11 protein-coding genes are annotated in these 17,937 nt (G+C 66.0%); 6 read left to right on the top strand and 5 right to left on the bottom strand.

Annotated features, from left to right (window positions below; genetic code table 11):
- Positions 1–102: 102 nt before the first annotated feature.
- Complete coding sequence (locus AC50X7_RS03050) at positions 103–1,407, top strand: RNA polymerase sigma factor (protein WP_494977683.1); 1,305 nt, start codon at positions 103–105, stop codon at positions 1,405–1,407.
- 156 nt (positions 1,408–1,563) lie between these two features.
- Here the strand turns inward: AC50X7_RS03050 and AC50X7_RS03045 are convergent, their stop codons facing one another.
- Positions 1,564–1,785, bottom strand: a complete 222-nt coding sequence (locus tag AC50X7_RS03045; RefSeq protein WP_142058093.1) for a DUF7455 domain-containing protein — start codon at positions 1,783–1,785, stop codon at positions 1,564–1,566.
- A 255-nt stretch (positions 1,786–2,040) separates the two neighbouring features.
- Between AC50X7_RS03045 and AC50X7_RS03040 the strand changes: the two genes are divergently transcribed.
- Positions 2,041–4,149 carry a DNA gyrase/topoisomerase IV subunit B gene (locus AC50X7_RS03040; RefSeq protein ID WP_307095408.1) on the top strand — a complete coding sequence of 703 codons (2,109 nt, stop codon included), beginning with the start codon at positions 2,041–2,043 and terminating at the stop codon, positions 4,147–4,149.
- An 86-nt stretch (positions 4,150–4,235) separates the two neighbouring features.
- On the opposite strand, the gene AC50X7_RS03035 is transcribed toward AC50X7_RS03040, so the two are convergent.
- Both AC50X7_RS03035 and AC50X7_RS03030 read right to left on the bottom strand, forming a co-directional pair.
- Positions 4,236–5,228, bottom strand: coding sequence for a M56 family metallopeptidase (locus tag AC50X7_RS03035; RefSeq protein ID WP_494977682.1), 993 nt, complete (start codon positions 5,226–5,228; stop codon positions 4,236–4,238).
- Positions 5,229–5,234: 6 nt separating this feature from the next.
- Positions 5,235–5,621, bottom strand: a complete 387-nt coding sequence (locus AC50X7_RS03030) for a BlaI/MecI/CopY family transcriptional regulator (protein ID WP_494977681.1) — start codon at positions 5,619–5,621, stop codon at positions 5,235–5,237.
- Between the two features lie 271 nt (positions 5,622–5,892).
- Between AC50X7_RS03030 and AC50X7_RS03025 the strand changes: the two genes are divergently transcribed.
- From AC50X7_RS03025 to cydD, 3 genes are read left to right on the top strand one after another with little or no spacing between them, the layout of a single operon-like run.
- Positions 5,893–7,497 carry a cytochrome ubiquinol oxidase subunit I gene (locus AC50X7_RS03025; RefSeq protein ID WP_494977829.1) on the top strand — a complete coding sequence of 535 codons (1,605 nt, stop codon included), beginning with the start codon at positions 5,893–5,895 and terminating at the stop codon, positions 7,495–7,497.
- Between the two features lie 32 nt (positions 7,498–7,529).
- Positions 7,530–8,579: a cytochrome d ubiquinol oxidase subunit II gene (cydB, locus tag AC50X7_RS03020; RefSeq protein ID WP_494977680.1), complete on the top strand. Its 1,050-nt coding sequence runs from the start codon at positions 7,530–7,532 to the stop codon at positions 8,577–8,579.
- A 1-nt stretch (position 8,580) separates the two neighbouring features.
- Positions 8,581–12,042 carry a thiol reductant ABC exporter subunit CydD gene (gene cydD / locus AC50X7_RS03015; protein WP_494977679.1) on the top strand — a complete coding sequence of 1,154 codons (3,462 nt, stop codon included), beginning with the start codon at positions 8,581–8,583 and terminating at the stop codon, positions 12,040–12,042.
- A gap of 51 nt (positions 12,043–12,093) precedes the next feature.
- Here the strand turns inward: cydD and AC50X7_RS03010 are convergent, their stop codons facing one another.
- Positions 12,094–12,612, bottom strand: coding sequence for a DinB family protein (locus AC50X7_RS03010; protein ID WP_494977678.1), 519 nt, complete (start codon positions 12,610–12,612; stop codon positions 12,094–12,096).
- Positions 12,613–12,621: 9 nt separating this feature from the next.
- Entirely contained in the window at positions 12,622–15,132 is a 2,511-nt protein-coding gene (locus tag AC50X7_RS03005; protein WP_494977677.1) for a DNA gyrase/topoisomerase IV subunit A, read from the bottom strand.
- An 88-nt stretch (positions 15,133–15,220) separates the two neighbouring features.
- Between AC50X7_RS03005 and AC50X7_RS03000 the strand changes: the two genes are divergently transcribed.
- Positions 15,221–17,905: a bifunctional acetate--CoA ligase family protein/GNAT family N-acetyltransferase gene (locus tag AC50X7_RS03000; protein ID WP_494977676.1), complete on the top strand. Its 2,685-nt coding sequence runs from the start codon at positions 15,221–15,223 to the stop codon at positions 17,903–17,905.
- Positions 17,906–17,937 lie beyond the last annotated feature (32 nt).

The raw sequence follows: 17,937 nt of genomic DNA, 5'->3' as shown, positions 1-17,937 counted from the left end.
CTGCCGGCCGTGGTGGCGCTTGGTTTTCACCACGGACTTGACAGGGTCATAGTGGTGTTGCCCGTATGGCGATTCCACAGACCACCGCTAGAAAGGTTTTCTGTGACCCCGTCTTCCACGAAGAAGGACCCCGCCGCCCAGGACGAACTGTCCGCCGAGGAGAAGCAGGCGGCAACAAACGCCAAGCGGGCCGCCACGCGGGCAGCCAACAAGGCTTCTGCCGGTGAAGCTGGTGCGGACGGCAAGCCCGCGCCCAAGAAGCGCGGACCAAAGCCTGGCGCCAAGGCCGCCGCTGAGGCCGCCGGGAAATCGGACGCCGACGAAGTAGAAGACGTCGAGGAGGAGCCCGACGATAGCGCCCTCGACGGACCCGACGTCGTTGAAGAGGACGCCGAAGCTGATCCCGTCAAGGGAGCAACCGGTTCGGGCAAAGGCTTCGTCTACTCGGACGCTGACGACGACGACGCACCTGTCCAGCAGGTCATGTCCGCCGGAGCTACGGCCGACCCCGTTAAGGACTACCTGAAGCAGATCGGTAAGGTTGCCCTGCTCAACGCCGAGCAGGAAGTGGACCTTGCACTCCGGATCGAAGCCGGACTGTTTGCCGAAGAAAAGATCAACGCCGACGACGGGTCCATGGATCCGAAGTACAAGCGCGAGCTTGAGTTCATCATCCACGACGGCAAGCGCGCCAAGAACCACCTGCTGGAGGCCAACCTCCGCCTGGTGGTCTCCCTGGCCAAGCGCTACACCGGCCGCGGCATGCTGTTCCTGGACCTGATCCAGGAAGGCAACCTCGGCCTCATCCGTGCAGTGGAGAAGTTCGACTACACCAAGGGCTTCAAGTTCTCCACATACGCCACCTGGTGGATCCGCCAGGCAATCACCCGTGCCATGGCTGACCAGGCGCGCACCATCCGTATTCCGGTGCACATGGTTGAAGTCATCAACAAGCTGGCCCGCGTCCAGCGCCAGATGCTGCAGGACCTCGGCCGCGAACCCACGCCCGAAGAACTGGCGCTCGAACTGGACATGACTCCCGAGAAGGTCGTGGAAGTCCAGAAGTACGGCCGCGAGCCCATTTCGCTCCACACGCCTCTGGGCGAGGACGGCGACTCTGAGTTCGGCGACCTCATCGAGGACTCCGAGGCAGTGGTTCCGGCTGACGCCGTGAGCTTTACGCTCCTCCAGGAGCAGCTCCACTCCGTGCTGGATACGCTTTCGGAGCGCGAGGCCGGAGTTGTGGCCATGCGGTTCGGCCTGACCGACGGACAGCCGAAGACTTTAGACGAAATCGGCAAGGTCTACGGAGTGACGCGCGAGCGTATCCGCCAGATCGAATCCAAGACCATGTCCAAGCTCCGCCACCCCTCGCGGTCGCAGGTGCTGCGGGATTACCTGGACTAGAAGCAGGACAGAACAAAAGCGGCCCGCCCGCCGCCGCGCCCATGACGGGCACGGTAGCCGGCGGGCCGCTTTTTGGCTGGTGCCCTCAATTGTTCGGTCTGCTTAAAGAGATTGGGACCCCGCCTTCCGGCAGGGTCCCAACAACTTCACTAAAAGCTAGTCGATTTCTACGGCAGCCTTCTCGTGAAGCTTCCCCGTCTCATCGTGCCAGTCGGAGCTCAAAGGCTTGAGCGTTGCCTCAACGGCACGGGCGTGGTGGCCGCAGAAAAGCAGCTCACCGCCGGAGGACTCCAGTACAACCCGGACATATGCCTGGGCTCCGCAACGATCGCACCGGTCCAGTGCGTCGAGTGTGCGGTCTGCCACTGCTGTTGTCATGTCGGCCTCCTTAGTAGATCAGTACGTCTATATAACCAGCATTCGTAACAAAACCATCGCAAGGATGGGGCAAGTTCGCTGTGCGCGTAGCCGCAAGAATGAATCAAGACAGGCGCACGTCCCCCGGAAAGCGCGCCAGTGGCGCGGGGCACACCCTGCCCCGGGTGTGGCAGTCGGAGCTGCCATGCCGGGCCGACTACCCTTGGAGGAGCGACCTCAGCCCGCTTTTTCCGTCCCTGAAGGAGTTCATCACCAGTGGCACCAAGCTCTGATTACACTGCCCGGCACCTGTCTGTGCTGGAGGGCCTCGAAGCCGTCCGCAAGCGCCCCGGCATGTACATCGGTTCCACTGACTCCCGCGGCCTGATGCACTGCCTATGGGAAATCATTGACAACTCGGTGGACGAGGCACTTGCCGGATTCGGCCACGACATCAAGATCATCCTCCACGCGGACAACTCTGTGGAAATCCACGACGACGGCCGCGGCATCCCCATCGACAAGGAGCCGAAGACGGGCCTTACCGGCGTTGAGGTGGTTTTCACCAAGCTCCACGCCGGCGGCAAGTTCGGCGGCGGCTCCTACACCGCTTCAGGCGGTCTGCACGGCGTGGGCGCCTCCGTGGTCAACGCGCTGTCCTCCCGCCTCGACGTCGAGGTGGACCGCGGCGGCAAGACGTACAAGATGTCCTTCCGCCGCGGCGAGCCGGGCCGTTTCAAGGACACGGGCTCAAAGGCTGATCCGGCCGCGCCGTTCACCCCGTTCGTGGACGACTCGGTGCTGGACGTGGTGGGCAAGGCCAAGCGGGGCGTCACGGGGACCAGGATCCGCTACTGGGCAGACCGGCAAATCTTCACCCCGGATGCCAAGTTCTCGTATGAGGAACTCGCCGCCCGCGCCCGCCAGACGTCCTTCCTGGTGCCCGGCCTCAAGCTGACCGTCCGCGACGAGCGCAAGGTCCCGGGAACACCCGGCGAAGCCGGCCCCCATGAGGAGGTCTTCCATCACGACGGTGGCATCTCCGAGTTCGTCGAATTCCTTGCTGCCGATCCCGCCGTCACCGATGTGTGGCGGCTGCACGGTTCCGGAAAGTTCAAGGAGACGGTTCCCGTACTCGACGAACGGGGGCACAGCCAGCTCGCCGAGGTGGAGCGCGACTGCGAAGTTGATGTGGCGCTGCGCTGGGGGATCGGCTACGACAGCACGGTCCGCAGCTTCGTCAACATCATCTCCACGCCCAAGGGCGGAACCCACCAGTCGGGCTTTGAGCAGGCCCTGGTCAAGACTTTCCGCAAAGCGGTGGAGAACAACGCCCGCAAGCTCAAGGCCGGCAACGACAAGATCGAAAAGGACGACATCTTCGCCGGCCTCACCGCCGTCCTGACCGTACGCCTGGCCGAGCCGCAGTTTGAAGGCCAGACCAAGGAGATCCTCGGCACGTCAGCCGTGCGCGCCATTGTGTCCAGGGTGGTGGAACGGGAGGTCAACGCCAAGCTCACGTCCGCCAACCGGAACGACAAAGCGCAGTCCGCGCTGCTCCTGGAAAAAATCGTCAGCGAGATGAAATCGCGCATCTCGGCCCGCGTGCACAAGGAAACCCAACGGCGCAAGAATGCCCTGGAAACTTCCTCGATGCCTACCAAGCTCGCTGACTGCCGCACGGACGACGTCGAACGTTCCGAACTTTTCATTGTGGAAGGCGACTCGGCGCTGGGAACCGCCAAGCTGGCAAGGTCCTCGGACTTCCAGGCCCTGCTGCCCATCCGCGGCAAGATCCTCAACGTCCAGAAGGCCTCGGTGGGGGACATGCTCTCGAACGCCGAATGCGCTGCCCTCATCCAGGTGGTGGGCGCCGGATCAGGCCGCAGCTTCGATATCTCCGCCGCCCGGTACGGCAAGGTCATTCTGATGACGGACGCAGACGTGGATGGCGCGCACATCCGCACGCTCCTCCTCACCCTCTTCTTCCGCTACATGCGTCCCATGATCGAGGAGGGCAGGGTGTTTGCCGCCGTGCCGCCGCTGCACCGGGTGGAAGTGATCAACGCCGGCCAGAAGGCCAACGAAATGATCTACACCTACTCCGAGGCCGAGCTTCACGTGCTGCTCGCCCGGCTGGCGAAGGAGGGCAAACGGTACAAGGAGCCCATCCAGCGCTACAAGGGTCTGGGCGAGATGGACGCTGAGCAGCTGGCCGAGACCACCATGGACCCGCGGCACCGCACCCTCCGCAAGGTGGGGATCGAGAACGCGAAGCAGGCGGAGGAGATCTTCGACCTGCTGATGGGTTCGGACGTTTCGCCGCGCAAGGATTTCATCATCGCCGGCGCAGCCAGCCTGGACCGGGAACGCATCGACGCCTGACCGCGGAAGTACGGGGACGGCAGCGGGGAAAAGGGCCCCGCAGAACGCCGGCGGGACGCGGAGAGGCTGGCGGTCGACGCCGGGTGTCAGCCCAGCAGGCCCGGCACCACGAGCAGGGCTGTGGGCAGCGCCAGCAGGAGGACGCAGCCGCCCAGCACCAGGCTGCGGACCGGGGAGGGCAGCTGCGGCTGGGGGGAGAGCAGCCGGCTGACGCGCGAGGCTGTGGTGCGGGCCGAGTCCGAGCCGGACGTTCCTGCCGCATAGTCGATGCCGGCAAGGGGAAGGCCTGGCCCGCCGGACTGAAGCTCGGCGTCACGGGCAGCCCCGGGGGATCCGCTGGCCACAATAGCGATGGCCTTGATAAGCGTGGCCTTGCTTTCGGTCCTGAGGGCGACGTCGTCCGCAAGCATCTCAATCAGGGAGTTGACGGACTCCTGGGCGAGGCGGGTGGTGGGCAGCCAGGGGAGCGCCTGGCGCCAGGCGGCGAAGGCCCACAGCAGCAGGTGATGCCGCTGGCTCAGGTGTGCATTTTCATGGATCAGGACAGCCCGGAGTTCGGCCGGCTCAAGCGCTGCCATGAGGCCGTCGGACAGCACCGTCACTGACCGCGCGCCGCCGGGAAGGCAGTACGCCACGGGCGAATCGTGGTTGATGACCAGTGTCCCGGTCCCTTCGGCGGATGGTGAAGCCAGGAGCGCGAGGAGTTCGCGGTGGCGCCGCCGCTGGCGTTCGATCTTGTAATACGTCAGCAAGAGAGTGAATACCAGGTGGGCCGTCAGCAGGGCCGCGGCGGACAGCGCGAAGATGTGCCAGAAGCCCAGTGCAGTAGTCGGCGCGTTATACAGCACCATCCCCGCAAGGGACCGGAGGCCGGCGAGGAGGTTGTCGCCGATGGGTTCCAGTCCGTACACCAACATGGCCCCGATCATGGACAGCCCGCCGGCCAGTGCAATGGCCTGCCACAGCACCATGGCCGTGAAAGGGGAGCGCGCGGGCCACTGCGCCCTCGAGAGGAGGATAGGTACCGGCCACGCCAGGACTATCGCAAGGACCGCCAGCAGGTATGAGGCCCAGAACATGGTCCGTTAGAGGTGGCCAAGCAGTTTGCGCAGAGTCTCGGCTTCACCTTCGGAAACGGATCCGATGAATCGTGCCAGCACGGCCTCGCGGTCCGGGGCCGACCCCAGTACCTCGTGCATCAGTTCGGCCGTGTGGTCCTCGCGGCTGGACACTGCCTGGTAACGGTGCGGACGGGTGCCGCGTTCGCGTTCCACCAGACCCTTTTTCTCCAGCCGGGACAGCACGGTGAGCACCGTGGTGACGGCGAGTTCCTTGCCTTCGTGCCCGGCAGCCCCGTCCTGGCCCGCCGACGTCTGAGCGAGCCGGTCCCGCAAAGTGTTCGCGGTGGCTGCTTCATGGCCCGCCCAGAGCAGATCCATCACTGCCCGTTCCAGTTCACCAAGACTCGCCATTGCACTTTTCCTTTGTTTCCCCGCACCGCAGCCGCAAGGCGGCGGTGACTCCATGCGTGTGTTTCACCTACAGGAACCAATTTACCTCGATTCCGCCTCACTTTCTACATTGGGTAGAACAGGAGCGGCCGCGGCCCGGAAGGCATCCGTCGAGGGAGAAGCAGCACGTTTTTACACCGCCCCCGCGTTGTTCTACACTTTGTAGAAGTTAGGGTTTCTACAGAACGTAGAAAACCTGCATCGGCTGACAGTAGGGACCGCCTTGGACGCTTTGGACGCTCTGGAAATCGCACGCTGGCAATTCGGCATCACCACCGTTTACCACTTCATGATGGTCCCGCTGACCATCGGACTGGGGCTGGTAGTGGCAGTGATCCAGACTGCCTGGCACCGCACCGGAAAACCTGAATATCTCCGGATGACCAAGTTCTGGGGAAAGCTCTTCCTAATCAACTTCATCATGGGCGTGGCCACCGGCATCGTGCAGGAGTTCCAGTTCGGAATGGCCTGGAGCGAATACAGCCGCTTCGTGGGCGATGTCTTCGGGGCCCCGCTCGCACTCGAGGCGCTCCTGGCCTTCTTTGTGGAGTCCACCTTCCTGGGCCTGTGGATCTTCGGCTGGAAGCAGCTGAAGCCGGGCATCCACCTCGCTTGCCTCTGGATCGCCGTTATAGGTTCCGTGTTTTCCGCGTACTTCATTATCGTGGCCAACAGCTGGATGCAGCACCCGGTAGGGGTGGAGATGATCGATGGCCGGCCCGTCATGACCGACGCCTGGGCAGTCTTCACCAACAACACCGCACTCGTCGCAGTTCCCCACACACTGTTCGGCGCCCTCGCCGTTGCAGGCGGTTTCCTGCTTGGCATCGCCTGGTACCACCTGTGGCGCAGGCGGCGCGACGGCGTCGATACCGTGGGTGCCGACGGCAAAGTAATCGCAGGTGAGGCAGCGGACGTCCCCGGCCGGGACAGAAACGACTACAAAGTCTGGATCCGGTCCCTGCGCATCGGCGCCGTGGTGGCCATGATCTCTTTTGCCGGTACCGCCCTTACCGGAGACCTTCAGGGCAAGCTGATGTTCGAGCAGCAGCCCATGAAGATGGCGGCCGCAGAAGCTGCCTGCCACGATGGCACCGGCTTCTCGGTCCTGAGCATCGGCAACCTGGGCTCGCAGAACTGCGACGACATCGTGGCGCTGATCGAGGTCCCCGGCATCCTGTCCTACCTTGCGAAGGGCGACTTCACCACCGAGGTCCAGGGCGTCAACAGCCTCCTGCCCCAGTACAAGGAGGCCTACGGAACCCATCTGCCGGACAACCCCATCTACGGCGAGCGCGCCGGCCAGGAAATCGACTACCTTCCCGTTATGGAGGTCACCTACTGGGGCTTCCGCATGATGATCGGTTTCGGCGGGATCGCCGCCCTGGCGGCCCTGGTGGCACTGTGGTTGACCCGCAAGGGAACCGTGCCCGAATCCAGGTGGCTGATGCGCCTCGCCGTCTTCGGAATCCTTGCCCCGTTCGGAGCCAACGCTGCCGGCTGGATCTTCACCGAGATGGGCCGCCAGCCCTTTGTGGTGGCGCCCAACCCTGATCCCAACGGCATCGACCAGGTGTTTATGTTTACCGCCGCGGCGGTGTCGCCGGGCGTCACCGCAGGGGAGCTGCTGGCGTCCCTCGTCACGCTGGCAATCATCTACGGCGTACTGCTCGTGGTGGAAGTGAAACTGCTGGTCAAGTACATCCGGGGCGGCGTGGTGTCCGCCATGCCTGAACTGGTTCACGCACCCGTTGACGAAAACGAGGACGCCACCCCCGGCCAGGGAGGCCAGGGCGGCGGAAAACCCGCCGACGACGTCCTCGCCTTCGCCTACTAGTCCGCGCCAACGAAGAGCAGAGGAAACGAAGAATGGAACTGCTGCCAACCATCTGGTTCATCGCCATCGCGGTGCTGTGGACCGGCTACCTCTTCCTTGAGGGCTTTGACCTGGGCGTCGGGATGCTGATGAAGCTGTTCGCCCGAAACAATACCGAGCGCCGCGTCCTGCTCAACACCGTGGGCCCGGTCTGGGACGGCAACGAAGTGTGGCTCCTGACCGCCGCCGGAGCAACCTTTGCCGCCTTCCCGCTCTGGTATGCCTCGCTGTTCTCCGCCCTATACCTGCCGCTGCTGGTGGTCCTGGTTGCCCTGATTTTCCGGGCCGTGGCCTTCGAGTACCGCGGCAAGGTGGACACGGACCAGTGGCGGACCCGGTGGGACTGGGCCATTGCCCTGGGGTCCTTTTTCGCGGCCTTCGGCGTGGGCGCGGCGCTGGCCCTGACCACCACCGGCCTTCCGCTGAACGCCAACGGGGACCGTGAAGGCGGGCCGCTTGCCTGGTTCAGCGGCTACGCCGTGCTGGGCGGGCTGGCCGTGGTGGGGTTCTCGCTGGTGCACGCACTCGCCTTCCTGGCATTAAAGACCGACGGCGACGTGCGGCACCGCGCGCGGAAGGGGTTCGTCCGGCTGCTCCCCGCCCTTCTCCTGCCGATTGCCGGCTGGGCACTCAGCATCCAGTTCCTTGAAGGCAAGCCGTGGACCTGGGCGCTGGTCCTGCTGGCGGTTGCCGCGGCAGCTGCCGCCTGGACCATGGGGCGAAAGGGGGCGGAGGGCAAGGCATTTATCGCGCTGGGAGCCTTCCTTGCATTGGGCATGGCATCCATCTTCGGCGCCGTGTTCCCGGTGGTACTGCCCTCCACGCTGAACGAGGCCTTCGATCTCACCGTTTCCAATGCCTCGTCCTCGGACTACACTCTGGGGCTTATGAGTGTTGTGGCGGCGTTCGGCCTGCCCCTGGTCATCGCGTACCAGGCCTGGACCTACTGGGTGTTCCGCCGGCGGGTCAGTGCTGCACACATTCCGGAAGCCCACAGCTTCCTGCCGGCCATCGCCGCCAGGGCCTTCACCACCAAGGGCTGACATGCGTCCAACTTTCCCGGCTGGCCCGGCAACGCGTTCAGCCATCTACTGGCTGGGGCTCCTCGCAGCCCTCAAGGCATTGTCGTTGGTCCTGATCGGCCAGGCTGTGGCCTCGGTACTGGCCGGACTCGCGGCGGGCAACCCGGGCTGGGCGGACCAGATTACCGTTGGCATGGCCGGCGTGGTGCTGAGGTCCCTGACCGTCTGGGGGCAGGCAGTCGCGGCCCGCCGGGCCGCGCTGGGCATCAAGGAGGAACTGCGCTCCGGCTTGCTGGAAAGGGCGCTTCGCAACGGTGTCCGCGGCACGGGTCCGGCCGACGGCGGACTGGCCGTACTGGCCACCCGCGGACTGGATGCGCTGGACAGCTACTACACCCAGTTCCTGCCCGCGCTGGTGAACTGCGCCGCCATCCCGCTCCTGGTGGGGGTGCGGATCCTCTTTGCAGACTGGGTCAGTGCAGTCGTCGTGGTCCTGACTGTCCCGCTGGTGCCGCTGTTCATGGTGCTGATCGGCCGGTACACCGAGGACAATGTCCGCCACGCGCAGGCCTCCCTCGCCAGGCTCTCCACCCACATGCTGGAGCTCGCCAAGGGATTGCCGGTCCTGGTGGGCCTGGGGCGCGCCACTGCCCAGCGGAGGGCACTTGAGGAAATCTCAGAGGAGTACCGCGCGCGCACCATGGGAACATTGCGGACCGCGTTCCTTTCGGCGCTGGCCCTTGAGCTCATTGCCACCATCTCCGTGGCCGTGGTGGCTGTCTTCATCGGTGTCCGCCTGGTCCACGGAGACATGCCGCTGGAGGCAGGCCTCCTGGCCCTGATCCTGGCGCCGGACTGCTACCTTCCGTTGCGTGAAATGGGGACCGCACACCATGCCAGCGACGACGGCCGGGTGGCGCTCGCCGAGACGACGGCAGTCACGGAGGCGCCTGAGCCGCAGCCGCTTCCCGCTGCGAAGGCGGGCAAGCCCGGTGCTCCCATTACTGTCAGCGGGCTGACGGTGCGCTACGACGGCAGGTCCCGGCCCGCCGTCGGCCCCCTCACCTTCAGCGCGCCCCAGGGCAGGATCACTGCCCTGGACGGGCCTAGCGGCGCCGGCAAAAGCACGGTGCTGGGGGTTCTCGCCGGGACTATCGGTCACGGTGCAGGCACAACGGTCAGCGGCACCATCACCGGTATGGACCGCAGCAGGATCGCTTGGGTTCCGCAGCATCCGGTCATGGTGGCGGAGACGGTCCTCGATGAGATCGTGCTCTACCTGGGCGGCCACTCCGCCACGGAATCCACTGAACACCGGCCCCAGGAGATGGAAGCTGTTGCCCGGGCTTGCCTGTTCCGCGCTGCAGCCGGACACCTGGCCGCGAAGCACCCCGCAGAGCTGAGCCCGGGGGAGTTGCGCCGCGTTGCCCTGGCCCGCGGCTTGGCAAGGATCGCGGCCGGCGCCACCGTCCTGCTGCTGGATGAGCCTACGGCACACCTGGATGACGAGTCGGCAGCCTTGGTGGAAGACGCCATCGCGAAACTCCGGGGACAGGTGACGGTCATCCTGGTGGCTCATGAGGAACGCACCCGCGCCCTCGCGGAACACCTGGTACCCGTGGATGGACACGGCCTGACCGCCACGGCTGCACAGCCCGCGGATACTGTTCAGCCTTACGCAGCTGCGGCCTCGGATGCTGGTGTCGCCCCCTCCAGCAGTCCGACGACTGCCGGCAAGCCGGACATAACCGCCAATGCAATGGCTGCCGCGGATGGCGGCGCCATGGCTGGCGTCAGGAAATCCAGCCCAGCACACCTGCTCGCAGCCCTCCTGGCGCCGGTGAAGGGCAAGTTCGCGGCCGCGGCCCTGGTAGGTACGCTGGCGGCAGTCTTCGCCGTCGCCCTGTCCGGGCTGTCCGGCTGGCTCATCATCCGCGCCAGCGAGCAGCCGCCCATCCTGTACCTGCTGACCGCGATTGTTGGCGTCCGGTTCTTCGGGATCGGCCGGGCTGTTCTCCGGTACTGTGAGCGCCTCCTCCTGCACGACGCCGTGTTCGCGGCACTGACCCGCCTGCGCGGCAGGCTGTGGGAGGCGTTGAGCCGGCGCGCACTGCCGCTCCGCCGCCTGTTGCAGGGCGGCAACGTCCTCGGAACGGTGATTGACGACGTCGATACCGTGCGCGACCTCCTGCCTCGCGTTGTCCTGCCGCCGGTCACAGCGCTCGCGGTTTCCGCAGTGGCTTTGGTAGCCACGTCACTGCTGGTCCCGGCCGCGCTTCCTGCCGTGATCGCCGCCAGCGTTGCGGGCCTCCTGATCGCCCCGGCAGTGGCCCTTTGGGGCGACCGCAGGTCCGCGACGGCGGAGCAGTTGCTGCGCTCGGGGGTCCTGCGCCGCGTGTCGGCTGCCCTCGACGCCCGGGCAGAACTGCATGCCAACGGCGCCGCTGCCCGCGTTCTGGACGAGCTGCGCGCCGAGGACCGTCAAGCCACCAGGGCTTCCCAGCGTTCGGCCTGGGCTGACGGGTTGGGCCAGGCACTCACCACCGCAGCCTGCGGAGCCGCGGCCCTGGCATCCGCCTCGCTGGCGGGCCCTGCGGTGCTCGCAGGCCAGCTCGCCCCGGCGACGGCTGCCGTAGTGGTCCTGCTGCTCCTGGCGTTGGTGGAACCCTTCGCAGCGATGACGACGGCGGTGCGCCAGTTTCCTGCGCTGCGGACAGTCATGCAGCGCGTCGCTGAGTCCGGGGCTCTGGCGGAAAGCAAGCGGGAGGCAGGCGTACGCGATGTTTCCGGCTCGGCCGACGGTGATGGTCTCCAGACCGTTCCTGCCCGCCCGGGCGGCCTTCCCGGCGTCGAACTGCACGGCCTTTCAGCGGCCTGGCCCGGGGGTGCTCCGGTGTTTTCCGGGCTGAACGCCATGGCGGAGCCCGGGCGGTGGCTCGCCATCACGGGTCCCTCGGGTTCGGGGAAGTCGACCCTGCTGTCGGTCCTGCTCGGCTTCCTGCCGGTTGCCGCGGGCCGGATCGGCGTCACCGGCCGGGCCACCTGGTGCCCGCAGGAAGCCCACCTCTTTGATTCAACGATCCGTGGGAACCTGCAGCTGGGCCGGCCTGCCCCCGGAACAGCCGGCCGGGGAAGAATCACCGACGACGACATGCTGGCTGCTCTTGCGTCGGTAGGCCTGACCGGCCTGCTGGAGCGGCTGCCGGCGGGCCTGGACACCCGGATCGGCCCGGGCGGAGCGTTCCTCAGCGGCGGGGAGCGTCAGCGCCTGGCGGTGGCCCGCACCCTCATGACCGGGGCCGAGGTGATCCTGCTGGACGAGCCAACGGCCCACCTGGACGCGGAATCGGCACGGGCCATGCTGGCGGACCTGCGGCAGGGGTTGCGCAGCCGCACCGTGGTACTCGTGACCCACAACCCGGCCGACATCCAGCCCGAGGATGCGCGATTGGTGCTGGCGCCGGCCATGGAACACGCCTACTGAGAGCTCGCTTGTTCGGAGCAGAGCCCAGGCGTGCGGGTTCAGAGCATGGGATCAGCCGTCCACGTCGTGAAGATGGTGGATGACGTCGTGCAGGAAGTACTGGGACAGCGTCAGGACGGTGAATTCCGAGCCGTTGCTGCGCAGCCCCTTGCGTCCCCACTCTGCTTCGCGGACGGCGGCAAAGGACTCCGCCGCCTGTTTCCCTTCAGCCGTCAATTCGGCGCTGACCACAGCGGTGTCCGCATTGGCGTAGTCCTTGTCCACAGCCGTCTGGTCCTGGTCCCAGTTGTCGAACCGGGCGTCGTCTGAATCCAGCATGAGGTTAAGCCGCTGGTCAAAGAGGCTGAACACATCCCTGACGTGGCAGGCGTACTCCAGGGCGGACCAGGTGTGGTCGTCCGGGCGCTCGGCGGCGTTAGGACGCCGGAGTACTGCGCGCCAGCGTGGGAGCATGCTGTCGATGGTGCCGGGGACTGTTGAAGGCGTCACGGTGGAGGCGTCGAAGGAGCATTCCGGGCATGGACGGGTCAGGACCCAGGTCCAGTCCTTTTCATCAGGAACGATAGGCATGGAAGCAGTCTAAGCGGGATCAGGCCAGGCCATGGCAGGGCCCACCACTTCGACCGGCTGGGACAGCGGGACACCCGAACCGTCACGCCGGCCGTGCTCCTGGGGGAGGGACCGCGCCACCCCGGCGGCAGATGACGCCTTCGCCGGGCCGTGGCCGGCCCAGGCCAGCAGCAGGGTGTCCTCGCCCTTCAGGAACCGGTGTGCCCGGACTCCCGCGGTGGCGCGTCCCTTCGCCGGGTACTCGGAGAACGCCGTCACCTTGGCGGTACCCGGCGCCGTGCCGGGCAGGGCGCCCGTGGTGCCGGCGATCGTCACCACCACTGCAGCCTCATCCTTGGGCTGGACGGCCCCGAAGAAGAGCACGCGGTCATCGGCAGCAAGCTTGATCCCTGCCATGCCGCCGGCCGTGCGTCCCTGCGGCCGCACAACGGCAGCCCCGAACTTCAGCAGCTGGGCCTGGCTGGTGAGGAATACCAGTTCGGCGTCGTCCGCTCCCGCGGGGGCCACTCCCACCACAACGTCCTTGTCCTTCAGCGCAATGACTTCCCAGTCCTCCCGGTTCAGCGGGTAGTCCGGCTGGACCCGCTTCACCACTCCCTGGGCTGTGCCGATGGCGAGGACCTCGTCGAGCGGGGCGAAGGCCACCAGGGTTTCCCCCTTCAGCAGGGTGATGAAGTCCCTGGCAGGAACGCCGCCGGCAAGGTTTGGCAGGCCCGAGACCGGCGGCAGGACCGGCATGTCCATCACCTGCAGGCGGAGCATTCGCCCCTGGGAGGTAACAGCGGCAATCTCGCCCCTCGCGGAGGTCTTGACCACCGAGGTGTACACGTCATGCTTGGCCCTGGGCCCCGCCTCGGCCAGCGGTTCCCTGTTGCTGGTGCGCGCTATTTGCCCGGATGTGGTGAGGATGGCCCAGCAGGGATCGTCGGCGATTTCCAGAGCCAGCGGGGCGGCCTTGCCCTTCTTCCCGGCGGTCAAGGCTAGGTCGGCGGCGATGGTGGGGGACACTGCTTCGGATTCGAGCAATACGGTCCGCCGCGGGGTGCCGTGCTCTTCGGCGATGGCGCCCAGTTCGTCGGATACCAGGTTGCGCAGCCGCTCCTCGGAGCCGAGGATGGCCTCCAGCTCCGCAATTTCCCGGCGCAGCTCGTCCTGTTCCTTCTCCAGCTCAATCCGCGAGTACTTGGTCAGCTGGCGGAGCCGCAGCTCCAGGATGTAGTTCGCCTGGATTTCGGTGAGGTCGTAGATGGACATCAGCCGGGCCCGGGCGGCCGAGGCCTCGTCGGAGGACCGGATGATCTGGATGACCTCGTCAATGTCCACGATGGCGATCAGGAGGCCCTCCACCAGGTGCAGGCGGTCCTTTTTCTTTCCCAGCCGGAACACGGTGCGGCGGCGCACCACGTCGATCCGGTGGTTCACGTACACGGTCAGCAACTGCACCAGGCCCAGTGTCTGCGGCTGGCCGTCCACCAGGGTGACGTTGTTGATGCCGAAGGAGTCCTCCATCGGCGAGTAGCGGTAGAGCTGCTGGAGCACCGCGTTGGGGTTAAAGCCGTTTTTGAGTTCGATGACCAGGCGCAGGCCATGCTTGCGGTCCGTCAGGTCCACGATGTCGCTGATGCCCGTCAGCTTTTTCGCGTTGACGGCATCCTTGATCTTCTCGATGACCTTTTCCGGGCCCACCATGTAGGGGAGTTCGGTGACCACCAGGCCGGTCCGGCGCGCTGAAAGCTGTTCCACCTCCACCTTGGCCCGCGTCTTGAAGGAACCGCGTCCGGTGGCGTACGCATCACGTATGCCGTCCAGCCCCACAATCCGCCCGCCGCTGGGCAGGTCCGGACCGGGGACGAAGCGCATGAGGTCATCCAGTGTGGCGTCCGGGTTGGCGATCAGGTGCCGGGCGGCGGAGATGACCTCCACCAGGTTGTGCGGGGCCATGTTGGTGGCCATGCCGACGGCGATCCCGGTGGCGCCGTTGACGAGCAGGTTGGGGAACGCCGCCGGCAGGACGTCCGGCTGGGTCAGCTGGTTGTCGTAGTTGGGGACAAAGTCCACCACGTCTTCATCGAGGTGGTTGGTGAGGGTGAGGGCAGCAGCCGCGAGGCGTGCCTCCGTGTACCGCGGGGCCGCCGGGCCGTCGTCGAGCGAGCCGAAGTTTCCATGCCCGTCAATCAGCGGCAGCCGCAGCGAGAAGTCCTGTGCCATGCGCACCATGGCGTCATAGATGGCAGTGTCACCGTGCGGGTGCAGCTTGCCCATGACCTCGCCCACCACACGGGCGCTTTTCACGTGGCCGCGGTCCGGCCGCAAACCCATGTCGCTCATCATGTAGAGGATGCGCCGCTGCACGGGCTTGAGTCCGTCCCTCGCGTCCGGAAGTGCACGGGAGTAGATCACCGAGTACGCGTACTCCAGGAACGAGCCTTCCATTTCGGAGGTGACATCGATGTCCACGATGTTCTCCGTGTAGGGGGAGCTGTCATCCACAGCGGGGGCAGAACTTTGGCGGCGGGCCATGGGGTTGGTAAATCCTTCTGGGTACTGTGCAATCGGTCTATTGTGCGCGAGCTGCGGTGCTGCGGAAGTTTTTGGCTAGGCTAAGCCTATGGTGGATCAGCCCGGGGACGGCGAATATCCGGAACATTGGGAAGCCGATGTCGTACTGCGCGACGGCGGAACAGCGCACCTGAGGCCGATCCATCCCTCTGACGCGGACGCTGTCCAGGCCTTCCACATCGGGCAGTCGCAGGATTCAATCTACATGCGCTTCTTCGCGTTCAAGGCACGCCTGTCCAGCAAGGAGCTCAAGCGCTTCACCGAAGTGGACTACAAGGACCGGGTGGCCTTCGTCATCACCATCCGCGGCGAAATCGTGGGCATCGGCCGCTACGACAGGCTCAATGATCCCACGGAAGCGGAAGTGGCATTCAATATCGCTGATTCCCACCAGGGCAGGGGAATCGGCTCCATCCTGCTGGAGCACCTCGCCGCCGCTGCCCACGAAAACGGGATCCGCCGCTTCAGCGCCGAGGTGCTGCCGGAGAACCGGAAGATGCTGACGGTCTTTTCAGAAGCGGGCTATGACGTTCGGCGGCATTTTGACGACGGCGTCATCAGCCTCGAGTTCAACATCGACCCCACGGAAAAATCCCGTGCCGTGATGGAATCCCGGGAACACCGCGCGGAGGCGAGGAGCGTGCGGGACCTGCTGACGCCGTCGTCCATTGCCGTGATCGGTGCCAGCCGCAAATGGGGGACCGTTGGCTACCAACTGCTGGAGCACATCATTGAAGGCGGCTTCCGCGGCCCCATCTACGCGATCAACCCTGAAGCGCTGGAACTTGCCGGCATGCTGTCCTTCGGCAAGCTGTCCGAGGTTCCGGATCCCGTCCAGCTGGCCGTCGTCGCCGTCCCCTACGAAGAAGTCCCCGCAGTGGTGGCGGACTGCGCCGCAGCGGGCGTCAGGGGGCTGGTGGTCGCCTCGGCAGGCTTCGCGGACGACGGCGAACGCGGCCTGCTGCGCCAGAGGGACCTCGTGCGCCAGGCCAGGGCAAGCGGCATGCGAGTCATCGGGCCGGCATCCCTGGGGGTCGTGAACACCAGCCCCGAGGTGTCGCTGAACGCTTCAATGGCGCCCACCCTGCCGTTGCGGGGGGAACTGGGCCTGTTCAGCCAGTCGGCTGCCATCGGTGTTTCCCTCTACGCTGCCTCGAGCCGGCGCCGGCTGGGCCTGTCCACTTTCCTGTCGGCCGGCAACCGGGCCGACGTCTCGGGCAACGACATGATGCAGTACTGGGAGGACGATCCCGAGACAAGCGCCGTGGGCCTCTACCTTGAATCCATCGGCAACCCGCGCAAATTTTCCCGCCTGGCCCGCCGGCTGGCCCGCACAAAACCGGTGATCGTCGCCAAGTCCGACGCCATGGGGCTGCGGCTGCCGCCCGGGCACGCCGTCCGGACCACCCAGGCACCGTCCGGGGCGCTGGACGCGATGCTGCGCCAGTCCGGCGTCATCCGGGTGGAGACCATCGAACAGTTGGTGGATGTCGCCCAGGTGGTTTCGGGTCAGCCGCTCCCGGCCGGCCCGGGGCTTGCCATCTTCAGCAACTCCCAGGCGCTGGGCAAGGTGGTGGCCGACAGCGCATCGTCCCAGGGACTCGCTGTCGAGCAGCTGGTGTCCGGCGTGGACCTCGACGCCGGACAGTCAGTCGCGCTTCCCGCCCTGAGGGCAAGCCTGCTCAAAACGCTCGAGTCTGACGCCGTCCACTCGGCTGTCGCGGCGGTGCTCCCCGCACGCGGGTTGACAGTGGACAGCATCGCCGAAGTCCTGGCCGAATGTTCGGCAACAGCCGGGAAGCCTGTGGTGGCCGCGTTCACCGGCATCCTGGACCCCTCCATTTCGGTGGAGGGAATGCTTGGCTCTTCGGAACGCGCCGTTCCCTGCTTCTCGAATCCAGGGGCCGCTGTGGCTGCGCTCGCAGCCGTAGTGCGCTATTCGGAGTGGGTGTCCCGCGACCAGGGGCACTTTGTGGAACCCGAAGGCTGCAAACCCGAGTTGGCACGGGCGGAACTTGAAGCCCTGCTCCAGGATGTCAAAGGCGAACAGCTGAAGAAGCTGGACCCGGCGGCAGCAGCGTCCCTGCTCGGCCACTATGGGATCAAGGTGCTGCCTTCCGTGGGCTTTGATAACCCGGACCAGGCAGTTGAGGCGGCCGAGACCCTGGGGTGGCCAGTGGTGCTAAAGACCACCGATCCCGCCCTGCGGCACCGGCTGGACCTCGGTGGCGTGCGGCTGGACATTCAGGATGCCGAATCGCTCCGCGTGAGCGTGCTGCAGATGCGGCGCGTGCTCTCGAACTACGGCGATCCCGCGCTGGAAGTGCAGAGCATGGCTCCGGTGGGCCAGGCCTGCACTTTCCGGGCCATCGAGGACCCGCTGCTGGGTCCGGTCATCTCCTTCGGGCTCGCCGGGGACGCCGTGAACCTGTTGGACGACTGGGCTCACCGGGTGCCGCCGCTGTCCGCGGCCGACGTCGACGATTTCATCCGGGGACCGCGGGCGGCCCAAAAACTGTTTGGCTACCAGGGCCTGCCCGCGGTGGACGTCAAGGCCCTGGAGGATCTGGCCGGTCGCCTCGCCTGGCTCAAGGACAACCACCCCGAGATTGCCCTGGTGGAGCTCAACCCGGTCCTGTGCGGCACCTCGGGAGCCACCACCCTTGCCGCTGACGTTCGAATCGGCAATGCCGCCAAGCGGACGGACAGTGCGCGCAGGGCCATGCTGGGCTGAGGCGGTTAGCAAGTGACCGGCCGATCTGTGAA

This window comes from Pseudarthrobacter sp. Hb11 (assembly GCF_059383655.1).
Note: the sequence above shows the minus strand (reverse complement) of the source record. Positions and strands in the feature narration are given on the sequence as shown.